A 19,207-nucleotide genomic window follows, 5' to 3' on the forward strand; every position below is an offset into this window, starting at 1 on the left:
GTGGCGATGGGGCGGCCTGCGGCCACCAGGTCGAGCACCTTACGGCGGAACTCTTCGGGGTAACGCTTGGACACGGACACGGCTCCTTCGACGGACGTCGTGACCCAAAGTCAAGCAAACCGACTCCGGACAACCCGGGGTACATCAGAGCCTCCGGGATTTCCAGGGCGATTCAGGGAATCTGAAACCAATGTCGCGACTCATCTGTCACCGACGATGCACTCAACAAAGAATGTGTCCGAGGGGGGACTTTGCCACTTACGACACGAGTTGGGACCTTTCAATTGAGTCGTTGATCGCGCCAACTCCGGTCCTGTGTTTCACGGTCGAAGGGCGGCCACGGGTATCACCTGGATTCCGTCCTTGCGGGTATGGCCGTACGTGGCCGTGGTCATGACGCCCAGCACCGCGGGTCACCCGCTTTTGCTGTGTCTATGGTCGATGCGAACCGCAGCAGGGATCCGGCCGCGTCATCGACGCGGCCGGGGCCGAGTTTTACTTCGAAGGCTCCCACGTGTCCGTGCACGCGATTTCGCTGCCGTGGTCGGCGCGGCAGGGCTTGTCGATGACATCGACGGTGACGTGGTCGTGCGGGTGGTGCCCGAGGACGCCGGCTACCTGTTGACCCCCGCGGGATCGAAATTCAGCTTGCCTGTAAGTCATTCAGGATTCGGGTGTGTCTTGAGGTGTTGGTGCGTGCTGAGCTGGCGCAGGTGTGGTGTCGGCCCAGCTGGCGAGGAATCGCAGTGCGTGTTGGTGTGGGGTGTCGGGTTGGGCGGTGAAGACGTTGAGGCGCAGTCCGGGTGCGTCGGGAAGGTCGAAGCTCTGGTAGTTGAGTTCGATGTCGCCGACGATGTGGTGGTGCATGCGTTTGCTGCCGCTGGTGTGTCGGCGGACGTTGTGGGCGGCCCAGCGGATCCTGAATTCCTCGCTGCGGGTGGAGAGTTCGCCGACGAGGTCGGACAGCGCCTTGTCGTAGGGGTTGCGTCCGGCGGTGGCACGGAGCACGGCCACGACGTCGGTGGCGGCGCGGTCCCAGTCGTTGAAGAAGTCGCGGGCTTTCGGGTTGAGGAAGGTGTAGCGGGCGACGTTGGGCGGTTGGATGGTTTCGGCGTGGATCTCGTCGTATAGGGCGGTCCCGAGTTTGTTGGCCGCGATGATGTCGCCGCGTTGGTTGCGGATGTCGGCGGCGGCGTCGGTGATCGCGTCGAGTACCTGCGCGACGACGGGTTTGATCCGGCTTCGTGACGTCGTGGCTCGTTTGGGTAAGCGGGCGGCGTTGTCGATACGTGCGAGGTCGAAGAGGTGCTCGCGTTCGGCGTCGTCGAGTTGCAGCGCGCGGGCCAGTGCGTCGAGCACGCTGTCGGAGGCGCCGGCGAGGTTGCCGCGTTCCAGGCGGATGTAGTAGTCGACCGACACCCCGGTGAGGAGGGCGACTTCTTCTCGGCGTAGTCCGTTGACCTGTCGGTGGCCGCCGACGATGGGGAGCCCGGCCTGTTCGGGGGTGATGCGGGCTCGTCGCGAGGTCAGGAACTCGCGGATCTCTTGCCGGTTGTCCACGATGCCCAGGCTAAGGCCGAACCGACCGTTCGGAGGGGGCCTGCCAGTACCTGTCCTCATAGGTCCTCCCGGCCGGTCGGCGAACAGGGTTGGGTGGTGGGTGAGGCAACGGGAGGACGCGATGAAGTACATCAAGCTGAGAGACCTCACGGTCTCGCGCATCGGGTTGGGCGCGATGGGGATGTCGCACGGATACACCGGTGCGGGTAGCGACGACGAAGAGTCAATCCGCGCCATCCATCGTGCGATCGACCTGGGCGTGACGCTGATCGACACCGCCGAGATTTACGGGCCGTACATCAACGAGGAACTCGTCGGCCGCGCCCTGAAGGGGAGCCGCGAGGACGTGGTGTTGGCCACCAAGTTCGGTTTGGTCTCCCATGCCGGGGTGGGGGCATGGCATCTGGACAGCACCCCGGCCAACATCCGCACCGCCGTGGAGGGATCGCTGAGACGGCTGGGCACGGACCACATCGATCTGTACTACCAGCACCGCGTCGACCCGAACACCCCGATCGAGGACACGATCGGCGCGGTGGCCGAACTGGTCGAGCAGGGCAAGGTGCGCCACATCGGTCTGTCCGCGGCGTCAGCCGCCACGATCCGGCGCGCCCATGCGGTGCACCCGATCGCTACGTTGCAGTCGGAGTACTCGTTGTGGACCCGGGACGTGGAAGCCGAGATCCTGCCGACTCTGCGGGAGTTGGGTATCGGGCTGGTTCCCTTCTCACCGCTGGGCCGCGGCTTCCTGACCGGCGCGATCCGCTCTCCCGAACAGTTCGACGACGACGGAGACTTCCGCAAGGGAAACCCGCGTTTCAGCGGCGAGAACTTCGAACGCAACCTGCGGATCGCCGACGAGGTCAAGGCCGTCGCCGACGAGGTCGGTGCGACGGCGGCGCAGGTCGCGCTGGCCTGGCTGCTGGCCCAAGGTGACGACATCGCTCCCATCCCCGGCACCAAGCGGGTTACCCGGGTGGAGGAGAACACCGCCGCCGACGGCGTCGAGCTGACCGGCGCCCAGCTGCAGGCCTTGAGTTCACTTACCCCAGCCGCCGGAGAGCGGTACAACCCCGAGCAGATGGCCATGTACGAACCGTGAAACTCCCCACACCCCAGACCCACCGAGACGAAGGAACGTCATGAAAACCGTCACATTGAACAACGGTGTCGAAATGCCGGTCCTGGGCTTCGGCGTCTACCAGGTGCCTGACGACGAAACCGAACATGTTGTGGCACAGGCGCTTGATGCCGGTTACCGCGCCATCGACACCGCGGCGTCGTACCAGAACGAGGCGGCGGTCGGGCGGGCGATCGCGGGCAGCGGCATTGCCCGCGACGAGTTGTTCGTCACCACGAAGCTGTGGATGGAGCACGCCGGCGACGAGGCCACCCCGGCCGCCTTCTACCGATCGCTGGATCGCCTCGGTCTGGATTATGTTGACCTCTATTTGATCCATCAGCCGTTCAACGACTACTACGGCGCGTGGCGGGCCATGGAGAAGCTGCTGGAGCAGGGTCGGGTCCGCGCGATCGGGGTGTCGAATTTCTTCCCGGACCGGCTGGCTGACCTGATCGCGCACAATGACGTCACCCCGGCGGTCAACCAGATCGAGACACACGTGTACTACCAGCGCGGCTTCGACCACCAGGTCATGGCCGAGTACGGCGTGCGCCACGAATCGTGGGGACCGTTCGCCGAGGGCCGCAACAACATGTTCACCGATCCGGGGCTGAGCGCCATCGGCGAGGCACTCGGCAAATCGGTCGGACAGGTCGTGTTGCGCTGGCTGATCCAGCGTGAGGTGATCGTGATCCCGAAATCCGTTCGCCCGGAACGGATGCGGGAGAACCTCGACGTCTTCGATTTCGAGCTCACCGCGGCGCAGATGGAGCAGATCGCCGCGATGGACACTAACACCAGCCTGTTCTTCGATCACCGTGACCCTGCGATCGCCCGCGACTTCGCGAAACGCCACATCGATGTCTGAGCGCGAGGGAGGACCCGGATCGATGGACTCGCCGACATCTGGCTGGAGGCGCCGCACATTTCTGCGGGGTGCCGCCGGGTTGGCCGCCATCCCGGCGCTCGCGGGCGTCGCCGCTGGTTGTGCCAACTCCACAGAGCCCAAACTCGATGGCCGGCAACCCAACAGCGCAGTCACGGCGGCGACCACCATCACCGGGCGACGCAAGTTGGGGTCATTGGAGGTCTCCAGCATCGGGTTGGGGTGCCAGACCCTGACGGGCAAGCTGTATGGTCCGGTGACCAGCCGTGCGGACATGGTCGCCCTGATCCGCACGGCGGTTGATCAGGGGGTGACGTTCTTCGACACCGCCGAGGCCTACGGGCCGTTGGAGTCCGAACGCATTGTCGGTGAGGCGCTGCAGCCTGTGCGCGATCAGGTGGTGATCGCCACGAAGTTCGGATTCGATATCGATCCCGACACCGGTGAGCGTCGCGGTGGGCCCGACAGCAAGCCCGAGCACATCCGCCGTGCCGTCGACGCCATGCTGCAACGCCTGCGCACCGATCACATCGACCTGCTCTACCAACACCGCGTCGATCCGACGGTGCCGATCGAGGACGTCGCCGGTACCGTCAAAGACCTCATCGGGCAGGGCAAGGTCGGCCACTTCGGTTTGTCCGAACCCGGACCCGAAACGGTGCGGCGCGCCCATGCCGTGCAGCCGCTGACGGCGATCCAGAACGAGTACTCGATGCTTTGGCGCGGGCCCGACGCCCAGATCTTGCCGTTGTGCGACGAGCTGGGCATCGGGTTCGTCCCGTGGGCGCCGGTGGGGATGGGGTTCACCACCGGCACCATCACGCCCTACACTCAGTTCGCCGAGGGCGATTTCCGCGCCAGTGTGCCCCGCAATTCGCGCGAGAATCTGTCGGCGAATATGCCTCTGGTGCAACTCATTCAACGTTGGGCGGTCCTCAAGGGTGCCACGCCGGCGCAGGTCTCGCTGGCGTGGTTGATGGCCCAAAAGCCTTGGATCGTGCCGATTCCCAGCACGTCGCGTACCCCGCACCTGCTGGAGAATTTCGGCGCCGGGGAGCTCACATTCACCCCCGACGAGTTGAGCCAACTCAATGCCGAGGTGGCCGCGATTCCCATTCACGGGGATCGACTGCTGCCGGTGAACCTTGCGCAAACCGGCGTCGAAGCACCCCCGAAGTAGGCGCGGATGTTCACGCGACGGACGCTGCTCGCCGCCTGCTGCGCTGCCGGCTCGGCCATCGCGCTGGGCGGATGCACCGGTGCGGCCCGCAGTCCTGGGGCGAACGAGTCACCGACTACGCAGGGGCACAACGTGTCTAGCCCCGACGGTGTGCTGTTGGCGTACTTCTCCCGGCCGGGAGAGAACTACTTCAACGGTGGGCGTATCGATCTCGACGTGGGCAACACTGAAGTCCTGGCGAAGCTCATCGCCGCGACGGTGCCCGTCACGACCTACCGCATCGAGGCGGCCGACCCGTATCCGCACAGCTATGACGAGACCGTGGCACGCAACGTCGACGAACAGCAACGCAATGCCCGACCGGCCATCGCCAATCCCCTTCCCGAGCTAACCGGCTACCACACCGTGCTGCTCGGTAGCCCAATCTGGAACGTCCGCCCGCCCATGATCATGAGCACCTTCATCGACGGAGTCGACCTCGCCGGCAAGACCGTGCACCCCTTCGTCACCTACGCCGTCAGCGGTCTCGGGAGCACCGTCGCCGACTACACGACGCTGGCCCCACGCGCCACCCTCGGCCAGGCGTTGGCCATCCGTGGCGAAGAAGCCGGCAACGCCCGTGACCGCGTTCGGGCCTGGCTCGAACAGATCAGCCTCACCGCGTAAGGCCGCCGAATCTCTGACGCCGTCGCCGGATGCCGGAAACTGTAGGGCGTCACCGTTGGCGCCGACCGGCTGCGACCGTGACAGTCCTTGCGCAGCAGTCGTTAGTCGTGGGGGTCCGTGTCGGAGTGCGACGAAGTCGGCAAACATAAAAAATCCCCTCCGATGCAGTTCGGAGGGGATTTTGGAGGTATATAGCTAACCTAATTGTGTCCGAGGGGGGACTTTGCCACCTGCGACACGAGTCGAGACCTTTGAGTTGAGCCGTTGAACAGCGAGTATTCCGACGGCCGACTGGATCTTCGGTACTACTTTACCTGCAGTGATTGCGTAAATATGTCCTAAGAGCGACTATATATGCATGAGCGAGATGACAGCTGTCGCGGGTGCGGAGATCCTTGGGGTTTCGACGCGGCAGGTCGCGCGGCTCGCTCGTGCGGGGGAGTTGACGGTGACGCGTACGGTGGGCGGTGCGTTGTTGTTGGACGGTGCGTCGGTGCATCGGCTGGCCAATCAGGTCCGTCATAACGGGCGCCCGTGGACGTCGGCCACGGCGTGGGCGGCGTTGGCGTTGCTCTCCGGTGAGGGTGTCGTTTGGCTGGACGCCTCGGCGTTGTCGCGGCTGCGGCATCGGTTGCGGGCCAGCAGTGCGTCGCAGTTGTGTTGGATGACGCGTCGCCGAGCGTTCGTGCATCGGATGCGAGGCTGGGGCACCGTCACCGGGTTGCTGGCCTCGGGCGTCAGTGCACTGCACGAGGAGGCGATATCGGCGCTGTTCGATCTCACGGCTGTCGATGCAGGAGTTGACGGTTATGTGCGTGCGCGCGATTTGGCTGGCGTGGTCGGTGGCGCCGGACTGGTCGACGACGTCGAGGGTGATGTGATCGTGCGGGTGGTGCCCGACGACGCCGGTTATGGCGTCGACCACATCGTGACCGCTGCGGTGGCGGTTGACTTGGCGGAGTCGCTGGACACCCGTGAGTCTGCTGCGGGGACTCGCGTCTTGGAGGATCTGCTCGACCGGTTTCGTTCCGGTGACACGGGCCGGCGTATGTCGGGACGACGGGATCAATGAGTCCGCCGACCGGTCGGCCGCTGTGGCGGGTGGGTGCTCCGCCGCGAGGTTGGCCGTCGCCGTGGCCGCAGGTGGTTGAGATCGCGCAGGCCGTCCCCTCCACGCAGTGGACGCTGGTGGGTGGTCTGATGGTGCAGTTGCATGCCGTGCACGCGGGATTGCCGCTGACCCGTGCTACTCGGGATGTGGACATGATCCTGCACATCGAGACCGGTGCGGCCACGTTCGGTGGTGTCCGGCGGCAGTTGGAACGACTCGGGTATGGACTGCGTGAGCCCGTCGGCACGGGGCCGGTACACCGTTTCGGCCGCGGTGCTGGCGACGCCGAGACGGTTGACGTCATGGTCGCCGATCGCCTTCCGCCCAAGCTGCACCCGAAGGTGTTGCGGCGGAGAGTGTTCGCCGTCCCCGGTGGGACTTCGGCGCTGCGCAAGACCGTCAACTGCGAGGTCACCACCGGCGAGGGCGTCGTTGTGCTCAGCATTCCCGACGTCCTGGGCGCGTTGGTCCTCAAAGGCGCGGCCTACCTGGAGGATTCGCGTGACCGTGGGCGCCATCTTGACGATGCGGCGGTGCTGGCCTGTGCGGTGACTGATCCGGTTGGTGATCGCGCTCGGATGATCGGCAGCGACCGCAAACGGATAGCCGCGCTGTGGACGGTGCTCGGTGATCTTGACCATCGATCGTGGATAGCCACCGGGACAAACTCACGACGAGGGCACGCGGCACTGCGAGTGCTCAGCGGCGCCTGACGATCTACGCGTTGTGTTCGTAGCGCCGTCGTTGGCGGCAGTGGCAGTGACCGGACGCCAACAATTGGTCCACTGCGGATGACAGTCTGTATCTGACGGGGATTGCGTGAACGCAGGGAAGCTTACTTGACTCGTTTGTCTGAATGGTTGCGGTTTGGGTCCGGTGTGTCTCGTCGCGGCCGATGATTGGCGTGTGTGGAACTCCTCGCTCTGGCGATGTTTCTATATACGTGTCAAGATTCGTATATAGAAACTTGGTACGGAAGTACGCCTCGGCCATCGCTGGCGCAAGCCCGTCACGATCACCCCGTCTGCATGATCGGCATCTCCGTCGGCGGTCAGCGAGATCCACACCACGCACGGCAGGTTGCGGCGCGATCAGTATCGCTCGAATCGAACGCGGCGGGGGTCCGATAGCACTGTGGGCTGGGTCTGCCACGATGGCCGCGTGAATCGCGGTTATGTGTCAAGTCCCCTGTCGGACAAAGACTTCGACACCAGATCTACGACGTCGACGTCGTTTGATTCGGGGAAGGAAAGTGGGTGTGCCGCGCTCATGCCGTGTAGTCAGTGCCGACGCTCAAGGACTCCCACTCGGTCACCTCGGCATTGCGCGCCTCGGTGACCCGCCGGTAGCCGGCCAGGGCGTCGGAACCAAGGAGGAGAAACCCCGGCGGTTCAGGAGCCTCGGTGGCGGCAATGATGGCGGCAGCGGCCTTGGCGGGATCGCCGGCTTGGGTTCCGTGGACGGTGTCGTGTTCTTTGCGCCGCTTACCCGCTGTCTCGGCATAATCGTCGATGGGCGTCGACGACTGGGTCAGTGAACGGCCGGCGAAGTCGGTGCGGAAAGCGCCCGGCTCCACGATGGTCACCGAGATCCCCAGGGGTGCAAGCTCGCCGCGCAAAGAGCCGCTCAGCCCTTCGATGGCGGACTTGACTGCTGAGTAGTAACCCGACCCTACGGGGGTCAGCTGAGCACCGATCGACGAGATGTTGACGATGGCGCCCGAGCGACGGGCACGCATTCCGGGCAGGACTGCCTTGATCGTCGCAACCGTGCCGAAGAAGTGCGTCTCGAAAAGCGTTCGGACATCCGTGTCATCGCCCTCTTCCACGGCCGCGCGGTAGCCGTATCCGGCGTTGTTGACCAGGACATCGACCCCGCCAAATCTCTGTCCTGCATCGTTCACGGCGTCGGTGACCTGTTCGGGACGTGTCACGTCGAGAGCTACGGCCAGGACTCGGTCGGGCGCCATGTCGACGAGGTCGGCGATTGTCGTGACGTCACGGGCGGTGGCGACGACGTTGTGACCCGCGGTGGTCGCCGCTACGGCGAGCGCATGCCCGAGTCCGGTCGAGCAGCCGGTGATCAACCAGGTGGCCATGGGTTCTCCTTCGATGCTGACGCTGCTGTTACCGCTCTAACCCCTTGTCAGACAAAAACTTCGACACCTGGTCCGCGATCTCTACGTTGTTGAGATCGGAGAAGGGGAAGTGGGTGTTGCCGGTGATGCCGATCTCGGGAAGGTGGACCACCGTGACGTCACCACCATGCCTGTTGACGGTGTCGCGCCACAGCTTGGCCATCTCGAGCCGCGCTCGCCAGGAATCCTGGGCGGGAAGGGAGACCGGCGCGGCTGGAATGTTGTCACCGTAATAGAGGACTATAGGGATCCTGGTCAGTGCTTCGAATTCAGCCATCGGCACCGCCGTGCCCGTCACCGTGTCGTAGGCATTGGGGATTGGCGGCGGAAGTTCACCGTCGGGAAACACGAAGCTGCTGCCGGGTTCGAATGACACGATTCCGCGCACGTTCTCATTCTTGATGGCGGTGAGCCAACCGGGTCCGCCGCTCTGGGAGTGCGTGAAGAGTATCGCCGGACCGGTTCTTTCGAATATTGCGGATACGCCATCGGAGACGACTTCGGCGTCGAACGGGCCCGTATTCGGGGTCATGGCGCGAAAGTACTGATTCAACGACTCGGGGTCCTGTGGGAATTGAACCCCGTCGAAGTAATTGGGCCAGAGTCCCACCCTGAACTGGTTGAACCACATCTGTTCATCGGGCGTGGGCGCGATCGTCGTGCCGACCATCGCACGTCCGGCGTTGCCGCGTCGCGGTTGATCGACGACATAGGTGCCGTAGCCGCGTCGAAGGAAGATGTTCTGGAAGCCCTCGCGGCCGTCGGGCGTCGACTCCCACGTCTTGGAGAACTGGCCGGCGCCGTGCCACATCACGATGGGAAGGTCGTGGGCGTTCTCCGGGATCTGGTAGAACGCGTACGCGTGATCGCCGTGGTACGTCTGGCCGGCAGGATTGGCGGGCTGCTGAGCGTCGAACGCTCCTGGTGCAGTGGCGGTGGCGCCGCCGGCCGCGAAGCTGCCCTGTTCACGGATGACGAGCGTATTGCTCGGCGCTTCCGGCTCGGTCGGGCTGCCGCACGACGTCAGCGCGAGGGACGCCGCCAACACGAGCGACGTCGCGGCTAGCTTCCTGGCTTGCATCCTCTTGCTCACAGCGGCGGAGCTTCGACGCCGGTCTGGGCCATCACCGCTGGCGGAAGGCGATCGCCGGTGATGGTGATTCGATCGTGAGCGGCGTCGAGTTCGGTCAGCTCCTCGTTGGTGAACGTCACCTCTTCGGCCCCCGCATTCTCCAGCAGGTGTGCCGTCCGGGTGGTGCTTGGGATGGGAACGATCGACGGGTCCCGGGCCATCAGCCAGGCCAGCGATACCTGGGCCGGGGTGGCGCCCTTGCGCACGGCCCAATCCGAGATGAGTTGCACCAGTGGCATGTTGGCTGCCATCGCGTCGGGAGCGAAGCGAGGGACGTTGGCGCGGAAGTCACCCTCGGTGAATCGGATGAACGGGTTGATGGTTCCGGTGGTGAATCCCATGCCCAGGGGCGCCCACGGTACGAAGCCGATGCCGAGTTCGGTGCAGATCGGCAGGATCTCGGCCTCGGGTCCGCGCCAGAGCATCGAGTACTCGTTCTGGACTGCTGTCAGTGTTTGCTCGGCGTGCGCCCGGCGAAGGGTCTGCGGACCGGGCTCGGACAGGCCGAAATGAAGCACTTTGCCTTGGGAGATGAGGTCTTTCACGGTGCCCGCCACCTCTTCGATCGGAACGGTGGGGTCTACGCGGTGCTGATACAGCAAGTCGATGCGGTCGGTACGTAAGCGCCCCAACATCTCGTCCACCACTCGCCGGATGTGGTCCGGTCGGCTGTTCGGACCGCCGCGCCGTTCGCCGGTCTGTGGGTCGATGTCGAACCCGAACTTCGTCGCGATCACCACCCGGTCGCGTACCGGTTGCAGCGCCTCGCCGACGATCCGTTCAGACTCCAGCGGACCGTACGCCTCAGCGGTGTCGAAGAAGGTGATGCCCTGGTCGACGGCAGTTCGGGTCAGCTTGACCATGTCGTCGCGGCTGCTGACCGGGCCATACAGCTTGCCCGGCATGGTCTGACATCCCAGACCGATGGCTGACACTTCCAGCGAGCCCAGTGTGCGCCGGCCGGACACGCTGGTGGCCGCAGCGACGGAGTTGGGCTCGGCGCTCTCCCCGGCCCCGGAGCGCTGCGAGGGTTGCCGATCGGTCCCGCACCCGGCCAGCCCGACCACCAAGGGGGTTGCGGCGACTCCTGCCGCACCAACGAGAAACCTGCGGCGGCCGTGTATCGGAGTGTTCTTACGCATACGACCATCAAACCGGCGTCGATACGTGTGTGGGAGTGCCTGGTGAGACAGGTACTGGCAGAACCCCTCAAGTCTGCTGTGGAGAAGCTGTAGGACCCAATCGGATTCCGGGACACATCAGCTGGGCGTGCTTCTTGGCCACCAGCCAACGCCCGTTACCCGCGGCCTGGCAGTGCCTGCTATTCCGGGTACCCGCGGTACCCCTCAGCCTTTAGCGGGCGAGACTTCCGACGGCAGGTTTTCCTGGCTCGCAGCCCAGGATGCGAGCAGCTTCAGCCCGTCGGCAGCGGGAGTGCCCGCCGCGGCGGTGTAGACGTTCAACTGCAGGCCGGGCTCCGACGCCAGTGGCATCGCCTCGAAGTCGAGATCGAGCTGACCGACCACCGGATGGTTGAGGCGTTTTCGTCCGGAGCGGTGGAAACGCACATCCTGGGACGCCCACCGCTGGCGGAACAACGCGCTGCGGGTAGACAATTCGCCGACCAGTGCGATCAGTTGGTCGTCGTGCGGATTGTTCCCGGCTTCCAACCGAAGCATCGCGGCGGCGTCGCGGGTGATCTGGTCGTAGTCGACGAAGAAGCGTTCGGCTTCCTCGGGATGCAGGTACACGAAGCGGGTGGTGTTCGCGGGCCGGCGCGGATCGGCGAGGACGGGTGCGTACAGGGCGCGGGCGAGTTGATTCATCGCGAGGATGTCGTGCCTGCCGTTACGGATCCAGGCCGGCGCATCGGTGATGGCGTCGAGAAGCTGATGGAGCGCCGGTCGAACAGTGCCGGTGATCTTGCGCTTGCGACGGCCGCCAGCCGGACCGGACTCCCTCGCGAGCGCAACGAGGTGATCGCGTTCAGCTTCGTCGAGTTGGAGCGCCGAGGCGAGCGCGTCGAGCACGGACTCGGATGCGCCGGCCAGGTTGCCGCGCTCCATGCGGACGTAGTAGTCCACGGACACGCCCGCCAGCATGGCGACCTCTTCGCGGCGCAGGCCCTTGACCCGACGGTTGCCGCCGTAGGCGGGCAGGCCTGCCTGTTCGGGGCTGATGCGAGCGCGCCGCGAGCTGAGAAAATCGCGGATCTCGCTGGGGATATCCATGCCGGTCATGCCTCCACGGTAGGCCTGGGTATTCCGTCCTGGGAGGTACTGGCGGTGCCTGTTCCCGCAGGTCCTCCCGCCGGACGAGATCCGAGCCTAGCTTTGACAACATGAGTGTTCCCCATTTCACCCTGAACAATGGCGTCACCATCCCCGTGCTCGGCTACGGCGTCTTCCAGACACCGCCAGACGAGACGGTCACCGCGGTCGAAACGGCGTTGAAGGTCGGATACCGCCACATCGACACCGCCGCCGCGTACGGCAACGAGCGTGAGGTGGGCCGGGCCATCGACCAATCCGGTCTGGCGCGCGACGACGTCTTCATCGAGACCAAGGTCTGGATCTCCGACTTCGGTTACGACGAAACTCTGCACGCGTTCGACAAGTCGGCGGGCAAGCTCGGCGTCGAGCAACTCGACCTGCTGATCCTGCACCAAGCGCTGCCGGGTGAATTCGACCTGACGGTGGGTGCGTACCGGGCGCTGGAGAAGCTCTACGCCGACGGCAGGGTGCGTGCGATCGGTGTGTCCAACTTCATGCGCAAGCACCTTGACCAGTTGCTGGCGGAGACCGAAATCGTCCCGGTTGTGAACCAGATCGAGGTGCACCCCTACTTCAAGCAGCCCGACGTGCTCGCCGCCGATGCCGAACACGGAATCCTCAGCCAGGCGTGGGCGCCGATTGGTGGGATCACCTTCTACCGCGAAGGCCGGCACACCTCAACACTCGAGAATCCGGTGATCGGCGAGATCGCTGCCGCCCACGACAAGACACCGGCCCAGGTGATGCTGCGGTGGCACATCCAGCAAGGGCGCCAGGTCATTCCCAAGTCGGTGACACCGTCACGGATCGCCGAGAACTTCGACGTGTTCGATTTCGCCCTCACCCCAGAACAATTGGCGGTGATCGACGGTTTGGACACCGGCATTCGCGGTGGCCCCGAACCCGAAGACGTGACCCGCGAGAAGTTCGGCCGCGACATCCCCGAAGCCTGAGCGATGAACCGTCGCACGTTGATGAGGGGTTCGCTCACACTGGGTGCCGGCGCACTGCTCGCTGGCTGTGCCGACCCGCCGAGGGAGGGCACCGCCGCGCAGATGCCTGCAACACCGTCGTCTATCACACGATCGGGGTCGAAGGTGTTGCTGGCCTACTTCTCCCGAGCGGGGGAGAACTACCATTACGGCGGCAGAATCGATCTCGAGATCGGCAACACCCAGGTGCTTGCGGACATGATCGCTTCGGAGGTCGCGGTGGACGTCTACCCGATCGAGGCCGCTGAACCCTACCCGCGGGACTACGAAGCAACGGTCGAGCGCAACAAGCGCGAGCAGGACACCGAGGCCCGCCCGGCGATCGCGGGTGCCCTACCGGCAGTGGAGCAATACGACACCGTTCTCCTTGGCAGCCCGATCTGGAACGTGCGGACGCCGATGGTCATGCGGACCTTCGTCGAGGGTGTCGACTTGCGTGGCAAGATGATTCATCCATTTGTCACCTACGCCGTCAGCGGCATCGGTGCCACCGTCGAGGACTACACGCGATTGTGTCCAGGTGCGACGATCGGAGACAGCCTTGCGATTCGCGGAGAGGAAGTCAATGCCGGCGCAGCCGACGTCACCGCGTGGCTGCAACGCGCGCGCATCAGCGCGTGAATCCCACCCTAGGTTTTCGTCGGTGTCGATGAGGGGCCGGACCCGACGGCGGTGAATCAATCCCCGCTCGGGCTTGTGCACATTAGGGTTGCCGTCGCCGTCGAAAGCCGAGTCGTCTCGATTCAAATGACCGAGTAATTACCATGCCAGGGGCGTAGCACCACCAACCTCGGTCCTTGACAATCAGAGATATCGATATCAAGGCCGTTGCGGTGGGTCCAGAAGGAGCCCGCCGTCGGCCAGAGGCAGGAGGACGCCCCTGTGAACGCTCGCGGATTCTGTACCCATTCGAAGCTGATGAGAGGAGTGGTGCCGGAGAGCTATTCGACTGCCACAACCGACACTTGTCGCTAAGTCGGCAAGCGAAAAAACCCGCTCCGATGCACTTCGGAGCGGGTCCAGCAATTTAGTTAGCTAACCTGTGCGTGTCCGAGGGGGGACTTTGCCACTTACGACACGTCTCGAGACCTTCCAACTGAATCGCTGAACATCCTCTTACCGCTGGTGAGGGGGTGTTTTCGTGCCTGGCGGCGACCTGGAAGAGTTCGACAAGGGTACTCGGCGCGAGGATGCTTTCCGTTCATTCCTTGTAGTCCCGAAGAATATTCGGGTTCCTAGCTGCGAGTATGGGAGACCGCCAGTGACTTGCGGTTGACCTGCGGAGGGTTTTAGTTAGCTGTAACCGCCCCGAGCGTGGAGGCTTTGTGGAGAGTTCACACTGTTTGCCAGCTCAACGCAGCCGCTGGCCACGTGCGCGCCTGCCGGGCTTCGTGTCAGCTGTACGAACTACCGGCCCGGCCCTGATCGCCCAACCCGCCACGCGGCTTGGCGGCATTGCTGTGCAGGCCGACTTCGGCCGGTCTCGTTGTCTGGTAAGCCGGCAAAGAACGTGGTTGGGCTCATCTCATGCCCACGTGAGCGGCTCCGCGGGCACGAATTCTGCGGAGATTTCGCCGGCCAGAATCTTGGGTGCGCCGACGTCGATGGCCTTGACGGGCGCGCCCGGTTTCAAATCGACCTTGTCCATGTCGACCCAGAAGATCGCGGGTTTGGTGGTTGTTTCGAAGTAGTAGCGCCGGGCGTCCTGGTCGCTGACCGCACGCCACAGCGTCGCGGAGATGTTCGGGTGGACCGGGTCGGCCATGCCGAGCGGCACGCCGATCGCCCGCATCTGGGAGAACACCGACGCCACGGCCATCTCGCGATCGGTGTACTTCGGTGAGCTCTTGAGGTTGTAGCTCAAGCGCACGAAACGGTCGGCGGCGCTGATCGTCCCCGGCAGCATGTTGTTCCCGCCGATCAGATCCCAGTAGGCGTTCAAGGCGAGCTGTTGCTCATAGGTGGGGGAGTTGGTCATCACACTGTACTGGGGTCCGTGGTGAATCACCATTTCGCCACCGAGGAACTCGAGGATGGCGGAGTCGCCGGTCGGGTCGGACAAGGAGATGTGCACTGTGGAGGCGCGCCCGTTCGGGAGCGTGGGTGCGACCACGGTGAAGGGCGGATCCTGCATCGCCTCGACCGCCTGCTCGACGGTGGCGAACACATCGAGGTAGTACTGCAGCCACGCACCGAGGTGAATGGTCGGTTTGCCCGTCTTGGCCGGGTCGCCGAAGTCGGACTCGGCGAGGTAGAGCATGTTGCCGACGAGGCCGGCTTCGTTCATGCCATCGGCGGCACCGATGTCATAGAACGACGCCCCGACCGACCCGTACTTCGACGTCCACTTGATGGAGTTGGGACCACCGCCGCCGTCCCGCGGCATCCCTTTCGGAAGAACCCAGAGCCGGGTCTTGGCGGTCGGGTCGTTCCAGTCCATGCCGCGGCCGACGATGTAGGTGTCGGTCCCGGTTTGGTACTTGATCCGCGAGCACATACGTCTTCCTGACTCTTGTCTGTGTCGGTCTACCGGACGAGTGAACCGCCGCCGGTATGGGACTCGTAGGGGAAATCAGCAAGATCGAACGAGTTCACTTGCGATCTTAGACACTGTGAGCACCCACGGAGAGGACGAATCACCATGTGCACCCGAGTTTTATACGAGACCGGCACTGGCACCTACATGACGGGCCGCAACGCGGATTGGAATGACCTGACGGCGAAGGTGTCCCTCTGGCTCTTTCCCCGGGGGATGAAGAGAGATGGCGGAGTCAGCAAGGACTCGGTCAGGTGGACATCTGTCTACGGTTCGGTGATCACCGGTTTCTACGACACGGTGAGTGCCGACGGGATGAACGAGGCGGGATTGGTCTGCAACCTGCTTTATCAAGCCGAGGCGGACTACGGCGAACCCGGCCAGACCGGCCGCCCCACGATCTCCATCGGTGCATGGCTGCAGTACGTGCTCGACAGTTACGCGTCCGTCGCTGAGGCGGTCGCGGCGATGCGCCCCGATCCCTTCACCGTGGTGTCTGGCAATTTCGGCAACGGGAGACCGGCCAGCGTTCACTTTAGCCTCTCCGACTCCACGGGTGACTCGGCGATCGTCGAGTTCCTCGACGGCACGTTGGTGATCCATCACGGTCGTGACTACACGGTGATGACCAACTCGCCCGTGTACGACCAACAACTCGCAATCAACGTCTACTGGGACCTGATCGGCGGGAACAACATGCTGCCGGGCACCATCAGTGCCGCCGACCGCTATGTGCGTGCCAGCTACAATCTCAAGACATCGCCGAAGTTCACCGATCGCAGGCAGGCCCTCGCCGCGGTCTTCTCGCAGATGCGGGCCGTCAGTCCGCCGCTGGGCATGACCGATCCCGACAAGCCCAACATCTCCTCGACGCTGTATCGCATTGTGGCCGATCATGATTCGAAGCGGTATTACTTTGACAACGTGCTCGACCCGTCGGTGTTCTTCGTGGATCTCGCCAAGGTCGACCTGAACGAGGGGGCGACGCCGTCCAAGCTCGATGTCCTGGGTCCAGTGAACCTGGCCGGCGATGTCTCCACGAACTTCACGCCGACCGTGCCGTTCGCTTTTCTCGCGCCATAGGATTGGCGATGACTCGATTCCCGGACGGGATGACTTTAAAGATTGATATACCCCGCCCGGGGTAAGCATGGCTACGGCGGAACGCGTGGTCGGTGATGCGTGAAAGGTAAGGCACCGCGTGTTGACTCCGTTGGCAAACGGATTGATTCTGGCTATCCCTTGCGTGGCTTTGCACGCGATGGGTCTCGTCGTGGTGTTTTGCTGGTTGGAACGCAAGCTGGCGAGCGTTGTCAAACGGCTGGCATTGCTCAACAACGTCCTCATGGTCTGCCAGGCTTTCCTGATGATGCTCGGTCTGCACATTCTCGAAATCGCAATCTGGGCAACCTATTACAGCTTCAAAGGCTACATCGAGGGTTTCGAAACGTCGTTGTACTACTCGTTCTCAGCCTATACAACGGTTGGTTACGGAGATGCTGTACTACCTCCGGTGATTCGACTCCTAAAGGCTATCGAGACTTGCGTAGGTTTGCTGCTGTTTGGATATTCGACCGCCTTGTGGGAGCGGCGCAAGGGATGGGAGCAGATCGCGCAGACGGTATGCGGGGCAGCCGAACTCGCCCCCGGGGGTTGCGACCAGAAACATCTCATCGCGGCATTACCCACCGATTATGGTGCCGGTTACGTCGGCGCGATCGGAACGATCGCCGCGCTCCGTCGCCGCCACGAGAGAGGCGGCTTCTGGACGGTACATTCGGTGCTGCCGGGTCGCGATGGAGTGGCTCGAACTCCCACACGAGGCCGAGGAGGCGGTGCCGGTGTCGCCGGACGAGATGAGCAAATATTTCGTCGATCAGGACACCAGCTGGGGTGCGGTAATGACGAAGCTCGCACCGGCCGCGCGGCTTTCCGCGACACCCTCCTACTCAGCCACCGGACCTGCCCTCTTAGGGGCGCACGATCCCTGGATGACTGGCTGGCCAGACCGTCGGCATGGACGGCACGGTGACGCACCGGCCCTCGGAGATGCTCAAACGCGGGCTTGACGGCTTCGTGGCCGGTTTCGGCCACGAGGACATCACGCACCGCCAACCTGAACTCATCGGGCGTTGAGCGTCCAACGCTGAACACCGCCGAGCCGGGGGTTCGGGTCGATTCCCTCTGCCGGCAACGGGTTTCTGCTCTCGCGTTACGTCCCGGTCAAGTAGTCCAGTGCCGAATAGGCATGCAATCTGACACCGGTCTTCAGCACCGCGTCGTCGGCATAGAAACCTGGATTGTGGTTCGGGACCGGTCCGGGGCCGCCCTCCTCGGCGGCAACCAGATTGCCGTTCTCGTCGAATCTGGTGTGCTGGCCTCCGAGGATGAAGTAGATGCCGCCGCCGACGGCGTTCATGAACACGGAGACGTCGTCGTAGCCCATGGTCGGTTCCATCTTGAAGACCTTGTCCTTGCCGGCGACGCGCTCGGCCGTCGGTACGAATCTTTCGAGCCACTCCGGCTGGTTCACCACCGCTGGAACATGCTGATCGATCTTGAGGGTTGCTGTCAGGCCGTGCATTCTCGCCGCGTTCTCGACGACCCGTTGCAGCCGCATGTTGATGTCATCCATCACGGCGTCGCTGATGGCGCGGACGGTGCCGGTCGCCACAATCCGCTGGCCAATGATGTTGGAGCGCCCCACCGTATCGATCTTTCCGATGGAGATCGTCATCGCCGTATTGGTATCGATCTGACGGTAGATCTGCGCGAAGCCATCATTGATGGCGGCCAGTACCGGCAGCGGATCCAGTCCCATGAAGGGCATCGAACCGTGGGTCTGCTTGCCCTCGATGTCGATCGTGATCACTTCCGAAGCGCCATTCTGCACGCCGATGGCATACCCGATGTGATTGACGGGGAAGAATGCGACGTGCATTCCGAATACGGCGCCGGGCTTCAGATTCTGGAATACGCCCGCCTTGACCATGGCGTCGGCGCCGAATTCCTCCCCGAGTGGCGGGCCTTCTTCGGCCGGCTGGAAGATGAACATGACCGTACCGGGAATGTCATCGCGCATCTCGGCCAGCACCGAGGCCGCGCCCATCAGCATGGCGGTGTGCGTATCGTGCCCGCATGCATGTGCCACGGGGAAGGGGCCACCCGGGTAGTCCTCGTCGACGCGCGTCGACTTGAAGGCGACGTCCGCGGTCTCGGCCACCGGCAGCGCATCGATGTCCGCACGTAGCGCCACTACCCTGTCGCCGGGTGTTCCGCCTCGCAGTACGCCCACCACTCCAGTCGGCGCGACGTTGATGTGCACCTCGTCGAATTTGAGCGCCCGCAGGTGGTCGGCGATCAGGTTGGACGTGCGGAATTCTCGGTTCGAAAGCTCCGGGTTCTGATGAATGTCGTGACGCCATGCGATGACGTCCTTCTCATGCTTATCGGCTAGTGGTCTGTCTGCGTTTTGATCTGGTGGAGGGTGGCGCGGCCGCGTTGGACTTTGGTGATGATGTCTTCGGCGGTGGCCTTCCAGATAAAGGGTTTGGGGTCGGTGTTCCAGTGGGCGGCCCAGGTGGTGATGGCTTCGGTGAGTTCGGCGACGC

General features: G+C 63.8%; 17 protein-coding genes. 10 read left to right on the forward strand and 7 right to left on the reverse strand.

From position 1 onward, the window contains the following. Positions 1-663: 663 nt before the first annotated feature. Entirely contained in the window at positions 664-1,569 is a 906-nt protein-coding gene (locus JDV09_RS24335) for a helix-turn-helix transcriptional regulator (RefSeq protein ID WP_221371724.1), read from the reverse strand. Positions 1,570-1,681: 112 nt separating this feature from the next. Here JDV09_RS24335 and JDV09_RS24340 point away from each other — a divergent pair, with 112 nt between their 5' ends. From JDV09_RS24340 to JDV09_RS24365, 6 genes are all read left to right on the forward strand, one after another. Continuing rightward, positions 1,682-2,662 carry an aldo/keto reductase gene (locus tag JDV09_RS24340; RefSeq protein WP_221371725.1) on the forward strand — a complete coding sequence of 327 codons (981 nt, stop codon included), beginning with the start codon at positions 1,682-1,684 and terminating at the stop codon, positions 2,660-2,662. Positions 2,663-2,702: 40 nt separating this feature from the next. After that, positions 2,703-3,551 carry an aldo/keto reductase gene (locus tag JDV09_RS24345; protein WP_221371712.1) on the forward strand — a complete coding sequence of 283 codons (849 nt, stop codon included), beginning with the start codon at positions 2,703-2,705 and terminating at the stop codon, positions 3,549-3,551. Between the two features lie 22 nt (positions 3,552-3,573). Continuing rightward, positions 3,574-4,749 (forward strand): aldo/keto reductase, encoded by a 1,176-nt coding sequence (locus JDV09_RS24350; protein WP_221371713.1) that lies wholly within the window; start codon positions 3,574-3,576, stop codon positions 4,747-4,749. Positions 4,750-4,755: 6 nt separating this feature from the next. Beyond that, positions 4,756-5,415: a flavodoxin gene (locus JDV09_RS24355; RefSeq protein WP_221371714.1), complete on the forward strand. Its 660-nt coding sequence runs from the start codon at positions 4,756-4,758 to the stop codon at positions 5,413-5,415. Positions 5,416-5,773: 358 nt separating this feature from the next. After that, entirely contained in the window at positions 5,774-6,487 is a 714-nt protein-coding gene (locus tag JDV09_RS24360; RefSeq protein WP_221371715.1) for a MerR family transcriptional regulator, read from the forward strand. Between the two features lie 71 nt (positions 6,488-6,558). After that, positions 6,559-7,239 carry a hypothetical protein gene (locus JDV09_RS24365; protein ID WP_308124229.1) on the forward strand — a complete coding sequence of 227 codons (681 nt, stop codon included), beginning with the start codon at positions 6,559-6,561 and terminating at the stop codon, positions 7,237-7,239. 554 nt (positions 7,240-7,793) lie between these two features. On the opposite strand, the gene JDV09_RS24370 is transcribed toward JDV09_RS24365, so the two are convergent. The 4 genes from JDV09_RS24370 to JDV09_RS24385 all read right to left on the reverse strand — a co-directional run bounded on the left by JDV09_RS24370 (position 7,794) and on the right by JDV09_RS24385 (position 12,026). Then, complete coding sequence (locus JDV09_RS24370; RefSeq protein WP_221371716.1) at positions 7,794-8,624, reverse strand: oxidoreductase; 831 nt, start codon at positions 8,622-8,624, stop codon at positions 7,794-7,796. A gap of 28 nt (positions 8,625-8,652) precedes the next feature. Further along, positions 8,653-9,756 carry an alpha/beta hydrolase gene (locus tag JDV09_RS24375; protein WP_308124230.1) on the reverse strand — a complete coding sequence of 368 codons (1,104 nt, stop codon included), beginning with the start codon at positions 9,754-9,756 and terminating at the stop codon, positions 8,653-8,655. Next, positions 9,753-10,937: an aldo/keto reductase gene (locus JDV09_RS24380; RefSeq protein ID WP_221371717.1), complete on the reverse strand. Its 1,185-nt coding sequence runs from the start codon at positions 10,935-10,937 to the stop codon at positions 9,753-9,755. The genes JDV09_RS24375 and JDV09_RS24380 overlap by 4 nt, the downstream gene beginning before the upstream one ends. A gap of 204 nt (positions 10,938-11,141) precedes the next feature. Next, positions 11,142-12,026, reverse strand: coding sequence for a helix-turn-helix transcriptional regulator (locus JDV09_RS24385; protein ID WP_372453029.1), 885 nt, complete (start codon positions 12,024-12,026; stop codon positions 11,142-11,144). Positions 12,027-12,136: 110 nt separating this feature from the next. Here JDV09_RS24385 and JDV09_RS24390 point away from each other — a divergent pair, with 110 nt between their 5' ends. Together JDV09_RS24390 and JDV09_RS24395 are read left to right on the forward strand one after the other, a co-directional pair. After that, a complete protein-coding gene (locus JDV09_RS24390; RefSeq protein ID WP_221371719.1) occupies positions 12,137-13,021 on the forward strand; it encodes an aldo/keto reductase in 885 nt (294 codons plus the stop codon). A 144-nt stretch (positions 13,022-13,165) separates the two neighbouring features. After that, positions 13,166-13,681, forward strand: coding sequence for a flavodoxin (locus tag JDV09_RS24395; RefSeq protein WP_308124231.1), 516 nt, complete (start codon positions 13,166-13,168; stop codon positions 13,679-13,681). 904 nt (positions 13,682-14,585) lie between these two features. Here the strand turns inward: JDV09_RS24395 and JDV09_RS24400 are convergent. Further along, positions 14,586-15,557, reverse strand: coding sequence for a bile salt hydrolase (locus tag JDV09_RS24400; RefSeq protein WP_221371721.1), 972 nt, complete (start codon positions 15,555-15,557; stop codon positions 14,586-14,588). 144 nt (positions 15,558-15,701) lie between these two features. Between JDV09_RS24400 and JDV09_RS24405 the strand changes: the two genes are divergently transcribed. Both JDV09_RS24405 and JDV09_RS24410 read left to right on the forward strand, forming a co-directional pair. Continuing rightward, on the forward strand, positions 15,702-16,679 hold the full coding sequence (locus tag JDV09_RS24405) for a bile salt hydrolase (protein WP_221371722.1): 978 nt from the start codon (positions 15,702-15,704) through the stop codon (positions 16,677-16,679). Positions 16,680-16,797: 118 nt separating this feature from the next. Then, the gene (locus JDV09_RS24410; RefSeq protein ID WP_221371723.1) at positions 16,798-17,628 is read left to right on the forward strand and encodes a potassium channel family protein; all 831 of its coding nucleotides are present in this window, start codon (positions 16,798-16,800) and stop codon (positions 17,626-17,628) included. 180 nt (positions 17,629-17,808) lie between these two features. On the opposite strand, the gene JDV09_RS24415 is transcribed toward JDV09_RS24410, so the two are convergent. After that, a complete protein-coding gene (locus tag JDV09_RS24415; protein ID WP_308124232.1) occupies positions 17,809-19,176 on the reverse strand; it encodes a M20 metallopeptidase family protein in 1,368 nt (455 codons plus the stop codon). Positions 19,177-19,207 lie beyond the last annotated feature (31 nt).

This window comes from Mycolicibacterium xanthum (genome assembly GCF_019710635.1).
Taxonomy (GTDB): Bacteria; Actinomycetota; Actinomycetes; order Mycobacteriales; family Mycobacteriaceae; genus Mycobacterium; species Mycobacterium xanthum.

What these genes read in the sequence shown, in the direction of transcription:
- JDV09_RS24360 (WP_221371715.1), top strand. Translation starts at nt 5,774, where the DNA reads ATGAGCGAGATGACAGCTGTCGCGGGTGCGGAGATCCTTGGGGTTTCG.
- JDV09_RS24355 (WP_221371714.1), top strand. Translation starts at nt 4,756, where the DNA reads ATGTTCACGCGACGGACGCTGCTCGCCGCCTGCTGCGCTGCCGGCTCG.
- JDV09_RS24400 (WP_221371721.1), bottom strand. Translation starts at nt 15,557, where the DNA reads ATGTGCTCGCGGATCAAGTACCAAACCGGGACCGACACCTACATCGTC.
- JDV09_RS24350 (WP_221371713.1), top strand. Translation starts at nt 3,574, where the DNA reads ATGGACTCGCCGACATCTGGCTGGAGGCGCCGCACATTTCTGCGGGGT.
- JDV09_RS24340 (WP_221371725.1), top strand. Translation starts at nt 1,682, where the DNA reads ATGAAGTACATCAAGCTGAGAGACCTCACGGTCTCGCGCATCGGGTTG.
- JDV09_RS24405 (WP_221371722.1), top strand. Translation starts at nt 15,702, where the DNA reads ATGTGCACCCGAGTTTTATACGAGACCGGCACTGGCACCTACATGACG.
- JDV09_RS24380 (WP_221371717.1), bottom strand. Translation starts at nt 10,937, where the DNA reads ATGCGTAAGAACACTCCGATACACGGCCGCCGCAGGTTTCTCGTTGGT.
- JDV09_RS24370 (WP_221371716.1), bottom strand. Translation starts at nt 8,624, where the DNA reads ATGGCCACCTGGTTGATCACCGGCTGCTCGACCGGACTCGGGCATGCG.
- JDV09_RS24385 (WP_372453029.1), bottom strand. Translation starts at nt 12,026, where the DNA reads ATGGATATCCCCAGCGAGATCCGCGATTTTCTCAGCTCGCGGCGCGCT.
- JDV09_RS24345 (WP_221371712.1), top strand. Translation starts at nt 2,703, where the DNA reads ATGAAAACCGTCACATTGAACAACGGTGTCGAAATGCCGGTCCTGGGC.
- JDV09_RS24390 (WP_221371719.1), top strand. Translation starts at nt 12,137, where the DNA reads ATGAGTGTTCCCCATTTCACCCTGAACAATGGCGTCACCATCCCCGTG.